Source organism: Perlabentimonas gracilis (assembly GCF_011174675.1).
GTDB lineage: Bacteria > Bacteroidota > Bacteroidia > Bacteroidales > Tenuifilaceae > Perlabentimonas > Perlabentimonas gracilis.
Genome location: NZ_JAANIG010000010.1, coordinates 41,689 through 57,673, shown reverse-complemented (window position 1 = coordinate 57,673; position 15,985 = coordinate 41,689). Strand labels below are relative to the sequence as shown.

Genomic DNA, 15,985 nt, shown 5'->3' with positions numbered 1-15,985 from the left:
AATTGAATTAATTAATTAGTAAACGTAGCAAAGCACTTCGCCTCCAACCTTCTGGACACGGGCTTCTTTATCGCTCATAACTCCCTTTGAGGTTGATAGAATGGCTATACCCAGTCCGTTAAGTACTCGGGGTAACTCCTCTACACCAACGTATTTACGAAGGCCTGGACGGCTAATGCGCTCGAGGTGCTTAATGGCATTCTTCTTGCTCTCGGGGTGATACTTAAGTGCTATCTTGATAATACCCTGCTTGTCGTCCTCCTCCAGTTTGTAGTTAAGGATGTAGCCTTTATCGAAAAGGATCTTGGTCATCTCCAACTTAACCTTAGAGGCAGGTATTTCAACGATCCGATGATTTGCCATGGCGGCATTTCTAATTCGGGTCAAATAATCTGCAATGGGATCAGTAACCATTTCTGTGTTGTGTTTATGTAATTACCAACTAGCTTTCTTTACACCGGGGATTAGCCCTTTCGAAGCCAACTCTCTAAAGGTAATACGGCTAATGCCGAATTGACGCATATAGCCACGGGGGCGACCAGTAACCGAGCAGCGGTTACGCTGACGGATTGGATTTGCATTGCGGGGCAATTTCTGCAGCGCTTCCCAGTCGCCATCGGCTTTGAGCTTTGCACGCTTCTCAGCGTACTTAGCGGCCATTCTAGCACGCTTTACCTCTCTGGCTTTCATTGATTCTTTTGCCATACCCTAGTTCTTTTTAGCGTTTTTAAACGGAATACCGAACTCACGAAGTAGCGCGTAGGCCTCCTCATCGGTATTCGATGAAGTAACAAAGGTTATCTCTAACCCGAGGATCTTGTTGATCTTGTCAATATCGATCTCAGGGAAGATGATATGCTCCTGGATTCCAAGGCTATAGTTTCCACGGCCATCGAACTTATCGTTAACTCCTTTGAAGTCGCGGATACGAGGCAGTGAAACAGAGATTAGCCTTTCGAGAAATTCATACATCCTTTCACGGCGAAGGGTAACCTTGGTTCCGATGGGCATCATCTTACGTAGTTTAAAGTTACTGATGTCCTTGCGCGAAACGGTTTGCATTGCCTTCTGACCAGCTATTATGGTAAGCTCTTCTTGAGCTTGCTCGATAAGCTTTTTGTCGGCCACAGCCTGTCCTACACCCTGGTTGATTACAATCTTCTGCAGCTTTGGAACCTGCATTACGGTTTTGTAACCAAACTCTTTGGTTAGGTTAGGGATGATCTCCTCGTGGTATTTTTTCTTGAGGTTTGGTACGTATTCCATTACTTAATCTCCTCCCCTGATTTTTTAGAGTAACGAACTAGTTTACCACTCTCGTTCTCGCGGCGTCCTATCCTTGTGGGCTTGCCTGAGGCAGGATCAACCAGCATTAGGTTTGAGATGTGGACGGGAGCTTCCTTCTTAATGATTCCTCCCTGAGGATGCTTGGCGTTGGGTTTGGTGTGGCGAGAGATGATATTCACCCCCTCAACGATGGCACGCTCTTGCTTTACGAGCACCTCTAACACCTTACCTTGCTTGCCTTTGTATTCGCCAGCATTAACGAATACCATATCCCCTTTCTTTACGTGTAATTTCCTATTCATCGTGATAACGATTTAATCAGATTACAATACTTCGGGTGCCAAGGATACGATCTTCATGTACTTGTCACGAAGTTCTCTTGCCACGGGGCCAAATATACGGGTTCCGCGAATCTCACCCTGATTGTTCAAGAGTACGCAGGCGTTATCGTCGAAACGAATGTAACTTCCGTCGGCACGTCTAATCTCCTTCTTGGTTCTAACAATAACGGCTTTGGTTACGGTACCCTTCTTAACTTCTCCGCTAGGCAGCGCGCTTTTCACGGTAACAACAATCTTGTCGCCAATGCGAGCGTAGCGCTTGCCGGTTCCGCCGAGCACGCGGATGCAAAGAACCTCTTTGGCACCGCTATTATCGGCTACTAGTAGTCTACTTTCTTGCTGTATCATGGCTATTTAGCTCTTTCAATGATTTCTACTAACCTCCAGCACTTGGTTTTGCTCAAGGGCCGGGTCTCCATTATCCGAACGGTATCGCCAACGTTGCAAGTGTTTTGCTCATCGTGGGCATAGAACTTGGTGGTTCTATTCACAAACTTGCCATAGATTGGGTGCTTAACCTTGCGCTTTACGGCTACAACAATTGATTTCTCCATCTTGTTGCTAACCACTAGCCCAATCCTTTCTTTTCTTAAGTTTCGATTATTTTCCATTGTTGAAAGATGGCTTTACTGTTTCTGACTAGTACGCTCGGTGAGAATGGTTTTCATTCTAGCGATAGTTTTACGCATCTCGTTAATCTTCATAGGATTATCGAGGGGTGAAACCGCATGGTTCATTCTCAACTTCTGTAGTTGAGCTTCGAAGGTCTCAATGCGCTCTTCTATCTCCTTAACTGTAAGTTCTCTTATCTCAGTTGCTTTCATTTCTCAACTAGTTTTCAGTTTCGGTAAAATCACGGCGTACAATAAACTTGGTAGTAACAGGCAGTTTCTGCGCTGCAAGGCGTAGAGCCTCCTTGGCTACCTCGTAAGGAACTCCCTCGGCTTCAATGATGATGCGGCCGGGAGTTACAGGAGCTACAAATCCCTCTGGAGCACCTTTACCTTTACCCATACGCACTTCGGCGGGTTTTTTGGTAATGGGCTTATCGGGGAAAATGCGTATCCAAATCTGGCCTTCACGTTTCATGTAACGTGTCACGGCCTGACGGGCAGCTTCAATTTGCCTTCCAGTGATCCACATGGTTTCAAGTGACTTGATTCCAAAGGAACCGAATGCAAGCTGATTTCCGCGCTGAGCATTGCCCTTCATGCGGCCTTTCTGCTGCCTTCTAAATTTAGTTTTCTTTGGCTGTAACATTTTCTACAATCTATTAAATGCTATTAACTACTTCTTTTTCTTGCGAGTGTTGGCACCATGGGGTGGTCTGTTGCCACGGGGAGGTGCACTAGGTGCGCTTTTCCCTACGTTTGGCGACAGATCAGGCTTCCCGTAAACCTCACCATTGCAAATCCAAACCTTAATGCCAATCAAACCTACCTTGGTTAATGCCTCGCCTAGTGCATAGTCAATGTCAGCACGGAACGTGTGTAGAGGGATTCTGCCCTCCTTATAGGTCTCGGAGCGTGCCATTTCAGCGCCGCCCAAACGGCCGGAGATTTGCACTTTAATGCCCTCTGCTCCCATACGAATGGTAGACGCAATTGCCATCTTAATAGCTCGGCGATACGAGATGCGTCCTTCAACCTGGCGGGCAATGTTGCCAGCCACGATGTTAGCATCAAGCTCTGGGCGCTTAATCTCAAAGATATTGATCTGTATCTCCTTATTGGTGATATTCTTAAGCTCTTCCTTAAGCTTGTCTACCTCTTGTCCGCCTTTTCCGATAATAATACCGGGACGAGCTGTATGTACGGTAACGGTAATCAGCTTGAGCGTACGCTCAATTACGATCTTAGATACACTTGCCTTGGCTAAACGAGCATTAAGGTACTCGCGTATCTTGCTGTCCTCCATTAGCTTTTGAGCATAATGGTTTCCGCCGTACCAGTTAGAATCCCATCCCTTGATGATTCCTAACCTGTTGCCTATTGGATTAACTTTCTGTCCCATTTAGCTCTGTGTGTTTTGAGTATCGTTAGTAACTGCGCTGTCTAGTACAACGGTAACATGGTTTGAACGCTTCCTGATTCTGTGGGCACGCCCTTGGGGAGCGGTTCTGATTCGCTTCAGCATCTTACCTTCGTCAACAAAAATTTCCTTAACGAATAGGTTGGCGTCTTCGATACGAACGCCCTCGTTCTTTGCCTGCCAGTTAGCCACAGCCGAGAGGATTAACTTCTCAACTTTGTGTGCAGACTCCTTGGGGGTAAACCGAAGGATATCGAGAGCATTGTTAACCTGCTTTCCCCTAACCAAATCAACAACTAAGCGCATCTTGCGAGGAGATGTAGGGTTGTTACGCAGGATGGCGTAAGCTTTATTCCTTTTCTCCTCCTTGATTTTTTCTGCTCTTATACGTTTTCTTGCACCCATTATTTCTTGGTTTAAGATCTAATTACTATTTCTTCTTATTGCCGGCATGGCCACGGAATGTGCGGGTGGGGGCAAACTCACCTAGCTTGTGCCCAACCATATTCTCGGTAACATATACAGGGATAAACTTATTCCCGTTGTGTACGGCTACTGTGTGGCCTACAAAGTCCGGCGATATCATAGATGCTCTAGACCAGGTTTTAACAACCTGCTTCTTGCTGGATGCGTTCAAATCTGTGATACGCTTTTCCAACTTGTACTCTATGTATGGACCTTTTTTTAATGAACGACTCATAGTTTAACGCTTTTCAAGTTACTTTTTCCTACGTTCAACGATAAACTTGCTCGACTGATTTTTCTTGGAGCGAGTTTTATAACCCTTCGCTGGGATACCTTTGCGTGAGCGTGGATGTCCTCCTGATGAACGTCCTTCACCACCACCCATTGGGTGATCGACAGGGTTCATAACAACACCACGAACGCGAGGACGACGGCCTAACCAGCGCGAACGACCAGCTTTACCCGAGCGGGTAAGGGCATGATCCGAGTTGGATACCGTACCTACAGTCGCCTTGCAAGAGGTTAGCACCATTCTAATTTCACTGCTGGGCAGCTTTAGAACGGCATACTTACCTTCGCGTGCTAGGAGCTGAGCATAGGAGCCTGCACTACGAGCCATAATACCTCCTTGCCCTGGCTTTAGTTCAATGTTATGAACTAGGGTACCAAGGGGTATATCCGACAAGTACAATGTGTTGCCTAATTCAGGGGCAACGTCTTTACCCGACATAATGGTCTGGCCTACCTGGAGGCCAGCGGGTGCAATGATGTAGCGTTTTTCGCCATCGGCATATACAACCAATGCAATGCGAGCAGAACGATTGGGATCGTACTCAATGGTCTTCACAACAGCAGCCACACCGTCGCGATCGCGCGCAAAGTCAATTATCCTGTAACGACGCTTGTGCCCACCTCCCATATAACGCATTGTCATACGGCCGGAGTTGTTCCGTCCGCCTGACTTTTTAAGGGGGGCCAACAAGGATTTCTCAGGTGTAGAGGTTGTAATGTCGTCAAATACACCTATAATTTTATGTCTCTGACCTGGGGTAACAGGTTTTAGTTTTCTTACAGCCATTTTAATTAAATGTTGCTAAAAAAGTCAATCTGTTCACCTTCATTCAACGTTACAATAGCTTTCTTGAAGCTAGCGGTTTTCCCGGCAATTACACCAGTACGTGTGTAGCGCGACTTGCGCTTGCCGCCGTAACGCATTGTATTCACATCCTTTACAGTTACTCCATAAAGTTCTTCAACAGCCTTCTTCACCTCCAAGCGGTTGGCGGTCTTCTCTACGATAAAACCGTAGCGATTTAGCTTCTCACCAAGCCGCTCCATCTTTTCGGTTACCACAGGCCTTATAATAATATTCATGGCTACAGGGATTATGCTATTTTAAACATCTTGTTCAAAACATCAATTGAACTCTCAACCAGAACCAAAGTGCCTGCATTCATTATTTCGTATGTATTTATACTTGAGGCAGATACCACTTTTTGTTTCTGTAAATTTCTGGACGACAAATATATATTATTATTTGATTCGCCCATCACAAATACAGACTTTTTGTCGGTTAAGTTGAGATTCTTGCAGATGTTTATAAATTCCTTGGTCTTGGGTTGTTCGAAATTGAAATCTTCCAACACCATAATAGAGTTCTGTTGCATCTTGTAAGATAGTGCGCTCTTACGTGCTAGCTGCTTAAGCTTCTTGTTTAGCTTAAAGCTGTAATCGCGTGGGGTTGGCCCAAATACACGACCTCCTCCACGGAAAAGGGGCGACTTAATGGATCCTGCTCTAGCAGTTCCTGTGCCCTTTTGGCGCTTAATCTTCTTAGTGCTACCAGCCACCTCATTACGTTCCTTCGACTTGTGCGTACCTTGCCTTTGGTTTGCTAAGTACTGCTTTACATCGAGGTAGATGGCGTGATCGTTAGGCTGGATACCAAAAATTTGATCATTGAGTTCAACTTTTCGTCCGGTATCCTGTCCTGTTGTGTTAAGTACGTTGATTTCCATTACTTCTCAATGATTAAATATGAACCTTTGGGGCCGGGGATTGAGCCTTTTACTATTAGCAGGTTGTTCTCAGGAATAACCTTTAGCACCACTAGGTTTATTACCTTAACGGTCTCGCCTCCAGTTCTTCCAGCCATCCTAAGGCCTTTAAATACTCGGCTTGGGTAAGAACTGGCACCAAGCGATCCGGGGGCGCGTAAACGGTTGTGCTGACCGTGAGTCTGGTCGCCAACTCCTCTGAATCCGTGGCGCTTAACAACGCCTTGGAATCCTTTACCCTTAGATATACCTGTTACGTCTACCCATTTCTCCTCAAGGAAAATCTCTGAGGTAATCACATCGCCTAGCTGGTACTCTTTATCCCATTCCTGAAGTTCTGCCACCTTGCGCTTAGGCGCGGTTTTAGCCTTCTGGAAGTGACCAAGCATAGGCTTGCTGGTATGCTTCTCCTTTTTATCGTCAAAGGCGATCTGTAGCGCTGAATATCCATCTTGCTCTACAGTTTTCACCTGTGTAACAACGCAGGGACCAGCTTCAATAACAGTGCATGGTATGTTTTTACCCTCGGCACTGAATACGGAAGTCATTCCGATTTTTCTTCCAATTAATCCTGACATTGTAATAACTGGTTAATTAATCACACTCATACTTTAATTTCTACTTCGACTCCACTAGGCAACTCGAGCTTCATTAGGGCATCGATTGTTTTTGGCGTGGAGCTGTAGATGTCGAGTAGTCTCTTGAAAGAGCTGAGTTGAAACTGCTCTCTCGATTTCTTATTCACAAACGTGGAACGGTTCACAGTGAAGATACGCTTATGAGTAGGAAGGGGTATTGGCCCATTCACTACGGCACCGGTTGATTTTACGGTTTTAACGATCTTCTCGGCCGATTTATCCACTAGATTGTGGTCATAAGATTTCAGCTTAATTCTGATCTTCTGGCTCATTTTACAACAAATGGTAAATGATTAATCGACTTCTTTACTTATTTTACCACTGGACTTTTCAATCACTTCCTTCGCAATGTTAGCAGGAACCTCAGCATAGTGAGAAAACTCCATTGATGAGGTAGCTCTTCCGGAAGAGAGTGTCCGTAGTACGGTAACATATCCGAATTGTTCGGACAATGGAACCTTGGCTTTAATTACACGGGCTCCGCCTTTTGTGTCCATGCTTATTACTTGCCCCCTGCGCTTATTAAAATCGCCAATTACATCACCCATATACTCCTCGGGGGTTACTACCTCCACAGTCATAATGGGCTCAAGCAATACGGGCTTGGCTTTGGGTGCAGCATGGCGAAACGCTTGGCGTGCCGCAATTTCAAATGAGAGCGAATCGGAGTCAACTGCGTGGAACGATCCATCTTTTAGGGTTACCTTAAGGTTAGGTAAGGCAAAACCTGCTAGAACACCGTTCTTCATAGCTAACTCGAAGCCCTTCTGTACAGATGGGATGTATTCCTTGGGAATATTTCCGCCCTTAACCTCATCTTTGAACTGCAGACCTGTAACGCCTTCGTCGGCTGGTCCAATCTCAACGATGATATCGGCGAATTTACCCCGACCACCTGACTGCTTTTTGAACACTTCGCGGTGCTCAGCAAGCTGGGTGATAGCCTCTCTGTAGGCTACCTGAGGAGCTCCCTGGTTGATGTCAACCTTAAACTCTCTCTTCAATCTATCTACAATAATTTCAAGGTGTAGCTCGCCCATACCGCTAATCACGGTTTGGCCACTCTCCTCGTCACTACGAACCTGGAACGTTGGATCCTCCTCAGCAAGCTTGCCTAGCGCAACCCCAAGCTTGTCAAGGTCTGCCTGAGTTTTGGGTTCAACTGCTAGCCCAATCACAGGTTCGGGGAAGGTCATTGATTCAAGGGCAATCTGGTGCTTCTCGTCACAAACAGTGTCGCCGGTTCTAAGATCTTTAAACCCAACTGCTGCGCAGATATCTCCTGCATCACAAAGATCGATAGGATTTTGCTTGTTGGAGTGCATTTGGTAAAGGCGGCTGATACGCTCCTTTTTACCGCTACGGGTGTTAAAAATATAGCTTCCGCTGTTTAGCTGTCCGGAGTAAACCCTGATGAACGCCAACCTACCCACGTAGGGATCGGTGGCAATCTTGAAGGCCAATCCGCAGAAAGGCTCTTTCGAGTCGGGGTTACGTACTAGCTCCTTGCCTGAATCGGGGTGTGTGCCGTGCACAGCCCCAATATCGAGGGGGCTGGGCATAAAGCCCACTACGGCATCCAACAAGCGCTGAATACCTTTGTTTTTGAATGATGCGCCACAAAGCACGGGTACAATCGACAAATCGATGGTGGCTTTGCGGATAGTTTCAAGGATTTCCTCCTTGGTTATGGAGTCGGGATCATCGAAAAAGCGTTCGAGTAGATCATCGTTGTACTCAGCCACAGCCTCGATGAGCTTTTCACGCCATTCGTTAACCTCTTCAACCATATCCGCGGGTACATCCTCAAGGCGGTACTCGGTTGATTTCGTTTTGGGATCGTCATACCAAACGATCGCCCTATTTTCAATTAGATCAACTACACCCGTGAAGTTTTCTTCGGCTCCAATGGGTAGCTGCATAGGAATTGCTTTTGCACCGAGCATCTCCTTAATCTGGGTAACCACAGAAAGGAAATCGGCACCAGTCCTATCCATTTTGTTAACGAAAGCCAAGCGGGGAACACGGTACTTATCGGCCTGACGCCACACTGTTTCGCTTTGGGGCTCAACACCACCAACGGCACAGAATACGGCTACGGCACCATCGAGTACGCGAAGCGAACGCTCCACCTCAACGGTAAAGTCAACGTGACCCGGAGTATCAATGATATTGATTTGATACTGCTTCTCGTTGTAGTTCCAAAAGGTTGTTGTTGCTGCAGAGGTGATTGTAATCCCCCTCTCTTGCTCCTGAACCATCCAGTCCATGGTAGAAGCACCGTCATGTGTCTCGCCTATCTTATGGGTTTTACCCGTATAGTACAAGATACGCTCGGTAGTTGTTGTTTTACCGGCGTCGATATGGGCCATAATCCCAATGTTACGGGTAAAATTTAAATCTCTGCTCATCTAATTCTCTGCCTCTATATTATTAAGGTATACTATAAATTAAAACCTGAAATGTGCAAAGGCCTTGTTTGCTTCTGCCATGCGGTGCATATCCTCCTTACGCTTGTAAGCTGCACCTTCCTCGTTGAAAGCCGCCATGATTTCAGCAGCTAGTTTTTCGCTCATTCCCTTTCCAGAACGCTTACGCGAGAAAAGAATCATATTCTTCATGGAAATGGAAACTTTACGATCGGGGCGAACCTCCATAGGAACTTGGAAAGTTGCTCCACCTACGCGACGACTTTTTACCTCAACCTGAGGGGTGATGTTCTCAAGGGCCTTCTTCCATATCTCTAGAGGGCTCTTCTCTGCATCCTTCATCTTCTTCTCAACGATATCTAGCGCATCGTAAAAGATGTTGAACGCGATACTCTTCTTCCCGCTGTACATCATATTGTTTACAAAACGTGTTACTTCAACGTCTTGAAACTTAGGATCGGGTAAAAGTATCCTCTTCTTTGGTTTTGATTTTCTCATTTCTTAAACAACCTGTTTAATTGTTAATTAACTTTTTTTCTTAGGCCTCTTGGTTCCATACTTGGAGCGGCGCTGATTGCGACCTTCAACTCCAGATGCATCAAGGGTGCCCCTGATTAGGTGATAACGAACACCGGGTAGGTCTTTTACCCTACCGCCTCGGATAAGCACGATTGAGTGCTCCTGAAGGTTGTGCCCTTCGCCAGGAATGTAAGCGTTTACCTCCTTACCGTTGGTAAGCCTTACCCTGGCAACCTTTCTCATCGCTGAGTTAGGCTTCTTGGGAGTAGTGGTGTACACGCGTACACATACCCCACGACGCTGAGGACATGCATCGAGCGCTGGAGACTTGCTCTTCTCTACGATGGTTGTCCTTCCTTTTCTTACTAGTTGCTGAATAGTAGGCATATATACATCTTGATTAAATTAAAAAGTTCTCTGTAAAAATGGGTTGCAAAGGTATTCTTTTTTATTGAAAACCAAAACTTTTTGACCCAATTTATTTACTCCGAGAGCTTTCACTCTCCTGAAATTGCGGGCGCAAAGGTAGAAGCTTATTTCCAAAACACCAAGGCTTTAAACCAATTATTTACAAATTAATTATTATGAAAACCTTTTGATTCAAAGATAGTTTACACTGCCCTAACTACATTGCACAACTTTCAACAAACACAACCAACTGAAATTCGAGAGGTACGCTTAAATGCTGATTATCAAAAAGGAGTTTCTAGGAAATGTTTCAGCATTCACACCTTCAACTTCTGCTTGTCTTATCAAAACTTAACGATATAGGGGTTATATATTTGTTTATACCAAATTTTTACTATTTTTGGGAGCTTTAATTTATTTAAGGCGCCTTAAAGTCTTTAAACTTTCAGGAAAAGTTAATTCACCATATTGTCAAACAGCAGAAAAGCAAGTTTACATGAAAACCTATCAATCAGAACACATTAGAAACATCGCCCTCTTGGGTAACACTGGCGTAGGTAAAACGATCCTAGCTGAGAGCATGATGTTTGAAGGGAAAGTAATTGATCGCAGAGGAACAATTGAGGGAAAGAGCACCGTATCGGACTACTCCGAAATTGAACAACAGAATCAGCGCTCAATTTTCTCAACGGTTTTATACACCGAGTTTAAAGACCACAAGCTTAATATTATTGACACCCCAGGCTCCGACGATTTTGTTGGTGCCGTAATATCATCGTTGCGACCAGCCGATGTTGGCGTAATGGTTATTAACTCGCAGTACGGCGTTGAGGTGGGGACCGAAATTTTTGGTCGTCATACCGAAAGGCTTGAAAAACCAATGCTTTTTGCTGTTAATCAGCTAGACCATGACAAGGCTAACTTCGAACAAACCATAGAGTCGCTTAGGGTGAGCTTTGGAAGCAAAATTGCCATTGTACAGTACCCTGTGAATGCAGGTAGCGATTTCGACTCATTTATAGATGTGCTCATGATGAAGATGTACCGTTTTAAGGGCGATACAGGTGAGCGTGAGGAGTTAGACATTCCCGCTGAGGAAATGGACAAGGCCTCTGAGTTACAAAACGCGCTAATTGAGGCTGCAGCGGAGAACGACGAGAGCCTTATGGAGAAATTTTTCGACCAAGGTACTCTTTCGGAAGATGAGATGCGTGCTGGAATTCGTGCCGGACTTTTATCCCGCGGATTGTTCCCAGTATTCTGTGTTTCGGGTAAACGAAACATTGGTGTTAAGCGCTTAATGGAATTCGTCATAAATGTTTGCCCAAGTCCAGCCCATTTACCTGGCTCAAAAACTAAGGATGGCAAAGAGGTGAAATGCCAAGCTACTGACCCCACTTCGGTTTTTGTATTCAAAACAGCTGTTGAATCGCATATTGGAGAGATTAACTACTTCAAGGTGATGTCGGGGAAGATTACCGAAGGGATGGATCTAGTAAACAGCACCAACGATGGCAAGGAAAGGCTATCGCAACTATTTGCTGTAGCTGGAAAGAAAAGGGAGAAGGTTACAGAGCTCGTGGCAGGCGACATAGGTGCAGCCGTTAAGCTTAAGAACACCAAAACGAACCACACGCTTTGTGCCCCTGGTAAGAATATCGAGTTTGAACCACTCACATTCCCAAATTCAAAGTTTAGAACAGCTATTAAAGCCAAGAACGAATCGGATACTGAGAAGATGGGCGAATACCTTACTCGCGCTCATCAGGAAGATCCAACAATAGTAATTGAGTACTCGAAGGAGCTAAAACAAATCATTCTTTACGGACAGGGTGAGCACCACCTGAACATCTTAAAATGGCAGCTGCTTAACCTCTATAAGATTGATGTTGATTTCCTACCCACTCGAATCCCATACCGCGAAACCATAACTAAGATTGCTCAGGCCGATTATCGCCACAAGAAGCAAAGCGGTGGAGCAGGACAATTTGGCGAGGTACACATGGTTATAGAGCCCCACGTAGAAGGGGCGCCAGATCCCGTGAAGTACAAGGTGAACGGCAAGGAGATTAACGTTAGCGTTCGTGGCAAGGAAGAAGTGAAACTTGATTGGGGCGGAAAATTGGTGTTCTACAACTGTATTGTTGGTGGTGCTATCGATGCACGCTTCCTACCCGCCATTCTTAAAGGAATTATGGAAAAGATGGAGGAAGGCCCACTTACCGGTTCATACGCCCGAGATATTCGCGTTGCCGTTTACGACGGAAAGATGCACCCCGTTGATTCAAACGAAATTTCGTTTAAACTCGCTGGAAGAAACGCCTTTAGGACTGCCTTTAAAAATGCTGGGCCAAAAATTATGGAGCCAATTTACGAGGTGGAGGTACTTGTACCTAGTGATAAAATGGGCGATGTGATGAGTGACCTTCAGAACCGCCGTGCAATAATACTTGGTATGGACAGCGTTAAAGGATTCGAAAAGCTAAACGCCCGAGTACCCCTTGCGGAGCTAGGAAAATACTCAACTGCACTATCATCGCTAACCAGCGGACGTGCCACCTACGACATGAAGTTCTCGAACTACGAGCAGGTGCCAGCTGATGTTCAGGATAAACTTCTGAAAGCTTACGAAGAGGAGTCGGAAGAGGAATAGATTAACAACCATAATACACTAAAAAGGACCTGCAACTTTTTTTGCGGGTCTTTTTTTAGCCTCATATCCAACCACCTAAGGGTATGTCTCCGGGGAAAATCAACAAAAAAATGGTCACAAAGAACCAACACCAATGATTTTTGTTGTAAATTTAAAAGAAAAATATGGAGAATCTATTCCTACACTACATGCATGAACGGGTTCGAAGAGAAGAGGAGCACTCGCAACCTGAACCTGGACCAGTTATCACCATATCGAGAGAATACGGATGCTATGGTAGCGAAATAGGTGAAAAACTTGCTGAGAGAATTAATGCAGGTCATACGCCAAATGACGAATGGGTATTTGTCAGCCATCAGGTGCTGCATGATGCCTCCGAAGCGCTAGAGACAAAGCCTAACGAAATATCACACATTTTTGGAGCAGAGCAAAAAACTATGCTGGGCGACCTAGTATCGCTTTTCTCCAAGGATAAGTACATTAGCGATATACAAATCAAAAGAACCATTGCCCAAATTGTGCGCTCATACTCGGAGCAAGGTAACGCCATTATTGTTGGACGGGCAGGATGCGTCATCGCCAGGCACATTAAAAAATCGATTCATATTCGCCTAATAGCCCCTCATAGCTGGAGAGTTAACGTAATAAAAAAGCGGTTTAATCTAACTACCACTGAGGCAACTTCACTTGTTAACGAAACCGATAAGCGTCGTGATACGTTCATGGAGTTTTTCCGCGGGAACAAACCCGACAACGAGCTGTTTGATCTGATGCTTAATCGATCACGATTATCTACCGAAGAGATTGTTGAGCAAATTTACAGCCTAGCCAAAGAGCGTTCGCTTTTTTAGCGCCAATTTTGCTACCTTCGCATGGTCTTAGAGTTGGAGCCTAGCGGCTCTGGCTGTGAAATTATAATCATTAAAATTAAAAAGCATGAAAAAGGCAGAGATACACACCCCCAAAGGTGTGATGAAAGTAGACTTTTACACAGAGGATGCCCCCAACACCGTTGCAAACTTCATAAAGCTTGCCGAGTCGGGCTATTACGATGGATTAGCCTTCCACCGGGTTATCCCAAACTTTGTAATTCAGGGTGGTTGCCCATTTTCAAAGGATATGAGCGACAGGCGAGTAGGGACAGGTGGCCCAGGCTACTCCATTGACTGCGAGCTAAAAGGCAACAACCAATACCACGACAAAGGTGTACTATCGATGGCACATGCTGGCAGGAACACTGGTGGCTCTCAGTTTTTCATTTGCCATAGCCGCGACAACACCAGCCATTTAGATGGAAACCACACCTGCTTTGGTAAGGTATACGAGGGCGTTGAGGTTATTGACAATATAAGGCAAGGTGATAAAATTGAAAAGATTGTGGTGATTGAGGAGTAAATCCATAACCTTATAGTATCCAAACTAAAAAGAGCCCCGAAATTCGAGGCTCTTTTGGGTTTGGACGTTATCCTATCACCTAACTGTACAAAAACCTTTTTATGCTACGCTTAGGCGTTTTGGCAAACTCTTCAGACTGAATTATAACCTGCGATACATTCATGTACCCAGGGAGCTGCTCGTTGATCTCCTTCTTATACTCATCGAAAAGCAATTTTAGGTTCTCTTCGGTTATCTTCTCCTTCTGTACATACTCCTGATCGGGGTAAATTAGTGCAACCAGCTTGTCGTTACGCTGAACAACTACTGTTTCGCCAACGCCAAACTTATTATTAAACAACGATTCAATTTCTTCTGGATATATGTTCTTACCACTAGCTCCAAGAAGCATGCTTTTTATTCGCCCCTTGATAAAGATGTTACCCTTCTTGTCAACTAGCCCAAGATCGCCAGTATGTAACCATCCATCGTCATCAAGAACCTCATCGGTAGCCTGCTTATTCTTGTAGTAACCATACATCACATTCTCACCTTTCACCATTATCTCACCAGCTACCTTTATGGGATCGGGCGAATCGATTTTCAGCTCCAGGGTATCCACAATCTGACCTGAGGCTCCCTTGGGATTCTCGCGCCAGTTAATATAGCTTATTAGAGGGCCACATTCGGTCATCCCATATCCAACCGTAAATGGGAACTTCATCTTTTTAAAGAAATTCTCAGTTTCCTGATTAAAGGGTGCTCCGCCCAAAACCAACTCCCTGAAATTCCCACCAAAGGCAGCCTCGAGTTTTACCCTAATTTTCTTAAGAATCAGTTTGTTGATTCCGGGGATTCGAAGAATAACCTTCATGGCTGGTTTAGATATAGCTGGCAACACCTGCTTTTTGTATATCTTCTCAATAACCAGCGGTACAGAGAGTATGAGCGATGGCTTAACCTCGCCAAATGCCTGAAGAATAATTTGAGGTGATGGGGTTTTAGTTAGAATGGTGATATGGCAACCCAGGGTAAATGGGAATAAAAACTCGAAAGCACAGCCAAACGTATGAGCCAGCGGTAGGAAAGAAACGATTCTATCGCCTGGGTTTAGGGGCATATTGCGCTGGGCATATCGAATATTGGCAGCCAAGCTGTTGTGGGGAATCATTACACCTTTTGCAAACCCTGTTGTTCCTGAAGTGTAACTAATAACAGCGAGCTTATCGTTCTCTATTTTGGGTAGGCTAAAACTGTCGGATTTTGAGCAATCTTGTCCAATGGCCCTATCAATCTCGGAGTTTTCCCACGCTTTTAATAACTTTTCCGACCGTTGTGCCTGAATGGTAAAGCCCGTTATACGGAGCGAACCCAACAGGTTAGGCATCTTATCAAAATCCAATGTATCAAACAGACTCTGCTCTGTAAACAGGAGAATGGAGTCGGAATGGTTTACAATTTCATGTATATCGCCAGGCTTGAAATCGGGAAGAATGGGAACTATAACCGCTCCATACGATACAACCGACAGGTAAATGACACCCCAACGAGCCGAGTTTTTCCCAACTAGGGCTATCTTATCGCCAGGTTGTATCCCTAGCGCATCGAAAAACTTATGAAGCCTCTGCATTGTGCATGCAACATCTTTAAATGCAAAGCTATCACCTTTATAATCGGAAAGTGCTTGGTTGTCCCAATTGCTCTTGATACTATCTTCAAGATACTGACTTACTGTTTCTTTTAGCATAATTGTATGATTTAGTCCCATTCAAATTTATGAAAC

The 15,985-nt window shown here is 45.0% G+C and carries 22 protein-coding genes and 1 pseudogene; 3 read left to right on the top strand and 20 right to left on the bottom strand.

Going from position 1 to position 15,985, the window contains the following annotated elements; all coding sequences use genetic code 11:
- Positions 1-15: 15 nt before the first annotated feature.
- From rpsH to rpsL, 19 genes and pseudogenes are all read right to left on the bottom strand, one after another.
- On the bottom strand, positions 16-414 hold the full coding sequence (rpsH, locus tag G8O23_RS06445) for a 30S ribosomal protein S8 (RefSeq protein WP_166362953.1): 399 nt from the start codon (positions 412-414) through the stop codon (positions 16-18).
- 21 nt (positions 415-435) lie between these two features.
- Entirely contained in the window at positions 436-705 is a 270-nt protein-coding gene (gene rpsN / locus G8O23_RS06440; protein ID WP_166362951.1) for a 30S ribosomal protein S14, read from the bottom strand.
- A gap of 3 nt (positions 706-708) precedes the next feature.
- Complete coding sequence (gene rplE, locus G8O23_RS06435; protein WP_166362949.1) at positions 709-1,266, bottom strand: 50S ribosomal protein L5; 558 nt, start codon at positions 1,264-1,266, stop codon at positions 709-711.
- On the bottom strand, positions 1,266-1,589 hold the full coding sequence (gene rplX, locus G8O23_RS06430) for a 50S ribosomal protein L24 (RefSeq protein WP_166362947.1): 324 nt from the start codon (positions 1,587-1,589) through the stop codon (positions 1,266-1,268). The genes rplE and rplX overlap by 1 nt, the downstream gene beginning before the upstream one ends.
- Positions 1,590-1,610: 21 nt before the next feature.
- Positions 1,611-1,976: a 50S ribosomal protein L14 gene (gene rplN / locus G8O23_RS06425; protein ID WP_166362945.1), complete on the bottom strand. Its 366-nt coding sequence runs from the start codon at positions 1,974-1,976 to the stop codon at positions 1,611-1,613.
- Positions 1,977-1,978: 2 nt separating this feature from the next.
- Positions 1,979-2,239, bottom strand: coding sequence for a 30S ribosomal protein S17 (gene rpsQ, locus G8O23_RS06420; RefSeq protein ID WP_166362943.1), 261 nt, complete (start codon positions 2,237-2,239; stop codon positions 1,979-1,981).
- Positions 2,240-2,254: 15 nt separating this feature from the next.
- Positions 2,255-2,452: a 50S ribosomal protein L29 gene (rpmC, locus tag G8O23_RS06415; protein ID WP_166362941.1), complete on the bottom strand. Its 198-nt coding sequence runs from the start codon at positions 2,450-2,452 to the stop codon at positions 2,255-2,257.
- A 7-nt stretch (positions 2,453-2,459) separates the two neighbouring features.
- Positions 2,460-2,888, bottom strand: a complete 429-nt coding sequence (gene rplP / locus G8O23_RS06410; RefSeq protein ID WP_166362939.1) for a 50S ribosomal protein L16 — start codon at positions 2,886-2,888, stop codon at positions 2,460-2,462.
- Between the two features lie 101 nt (positions 2,889-2,989).
- Positions 2,990-3,641, bottom strand: a pseudogene (gene rpsC, locus G8O23_RS06405) (30S ribosomal protein S3); the annotation flags it as partial.
- Complete coding sequence (gene rplV, locus G8O23_RS06400; RefSeq protein ID WP_166362935.1) at positions 3,642-4,064, bottom strand: 50S ribosomal protein L22; 423 nt, start codon at positions 4,062-4,064, stop codon at positions 3,642-3,644.
- A gap of 25 nt (positions 4,065-4,089) precedes the next feature.
- Positions 4,090-4,359, bottom strand: a complete 270-nt coding sequence (rpsS, locus tag G8O23_RS06395; RefSeq protein ID WP_166362933.1) for a 30S ribosomal protein S19 — start codon at positions 4,357-4,359, stop codon at positions 4,090-4,092.
- An 18-nt stretch (positions 4,360-4,377) separates the two neighbouring features.
- The gene (gene rplB / locus G8O23_RS06390; protein WP_166362931.1) at positions 4,378-5,202 is read right to left on the bottom strand and encodes a 50S ribosomal protein L2; all 825 of its coding nucleotides are present in this window, start codon (positions 5,200-5,202) and stop codon (positions 4,378-4,380) included.
- Positions 5,203-5,207: 5 nt separating this feature from the next.
- Positions 5,208-5,498, bottom strand: a complete 291-nt coding sequence (gene rplW, locus G8O23_RS06385) for a 50S ribosomal protein L23 (RefSeq protein WP_166362929.1) — start codon at positions 5,496-5,498, stop codon at positions 5,208-5,210.
- 11 nt (positions 5,499-5,509) lie between these two features.
- The gene (gene rplD, locus G8O23_RS06380; protein ID WP_166362927.1) at positions 5,510-6,142 is read right to left on the bottom strand and encodes a 50S ribosomal protein L4; all 633 of its coding nucleotides are present in this window, start codon (positions 6,140-6,142) and stop codon (positions 5,510-5,512) included.
- Positions 6,142-6,759 (bottom strand): 50S ribosomal protein L3, encoded by a 618-nt coding sequence (rplC, locus tag G8O23_RS06375; RefSeq protein WP_166362926.1) that lies wholly within the window; start codon positions 6,757-6,759, stop codon positions 6,142-6,144. Before rplC ends, rplD begins: the two co-directional genes overlap by 1 nt.
- A 26-nt stretch (positions 6,760-6,785) precedes the next feature.
- Positions 6,786-7,091, bottom strand: coding sequence for a 30S ribosomal protein S10 (gene rpsJ / locus G8O23_RS06370; RefSeq protein ID WP_166362925.1), 306 nt, complete (start codon positions 7,089-7,091; stop codon positions 6,786-6,788).
- 21 nt (positions 7,092-7,112) lie between these two features.
- Entirely contained in the window at positions 7,113-9,230 is a 2,118-nt protein-coding gene (gene fusA, locus G8O23_RS06365; RefSeq protein WP_166362924.1) for an elongation factor G, read from the bottom strand.
- Positions 9,231-9,269: 39 nt separating this feature from the next.
- A complete protein-coding gene (rpsG, locus tag G8O23_RS06360) occupies positions 9,270-9,746 on the bottom strand; it encodes a 30S ribosomal protein S7 (protein ID WP_166362923.1) in 477 nt (158 codons plus the stop codon).
- A gap of 27 nt (positions 9,747-9,773) precedes the next feature.
- Positions 9,774-10,154 carry a 30S ribosomal protein S12 gene (rpsL, locus tag G8O23_RS06355; protein ID WP_166362922.1) on the bottom strand — a complete coding sequence of 127 codons (381 nt, stop codon included), beginning with the start codon at positions 10,152-10,154 and terminating at the stop codon, positions 9,774-9,776.
- Between the two features lie 517 nt (positions 10,155-10,671).
- On the opposite strand from rpsL, the gene G8O23_RS06350 reads away from it, so the two are divergent.
- The 3 genes from G8O23_RS06350 (at position 10,672) to G8O23_RS06340 (ending at position 14,223) form a co-directional block, all read left to right on the top strand.
- Positions 10,672-12,828 (top strand): elongation factor G, encoded by a 2,157-nt coding sequence (locus tag G8O23_RS06350; protein WP_166362921.1) that lies wholly within the window; start codon positions 10,672-10,674, stop codon positions 12,826-12,828.
- A gap of 164 nt (positions 12,829-12,992) precedes the next feature.
- A complete protein-coding gene (locus G8O23_RS06345; protein ID WP_166362920.1) occupies positions 12,993-13,679 on the top strand; it encodes a cytidylate kinase-like family protein in 687 nt (228 codons plus the stop codon).
- Positions 13,680-13,764: 85 nt separating this feature from the next.
- Positions 13,765-14,223, top strand: coding sequence for a peptidylprolyl isomerase (locus G8O23_RS06340; protein WP_166362919.1), 459 nt, complete (start codon positions 13,765-13,767; stop codon positions 14,221-14,223).
- 79 nt (positions 14,224-14,302) lie between these two features.
- Here the strand turns inward: G8O23_RS06340 and G8O23_RS06335 are convergent, their stop codons facing one another.
- Entirely contained in the window at positions 14,303-15,949 is a 1,647-nt protein-coding gene (locus G8O23_RS06335) for an AMP-binding protein (RefSeq protein WP_166362918.1), read from the bottom strand.
- Between the last annotated feature and the right edge of the window lie 36 nt (positions 15,950-15,985).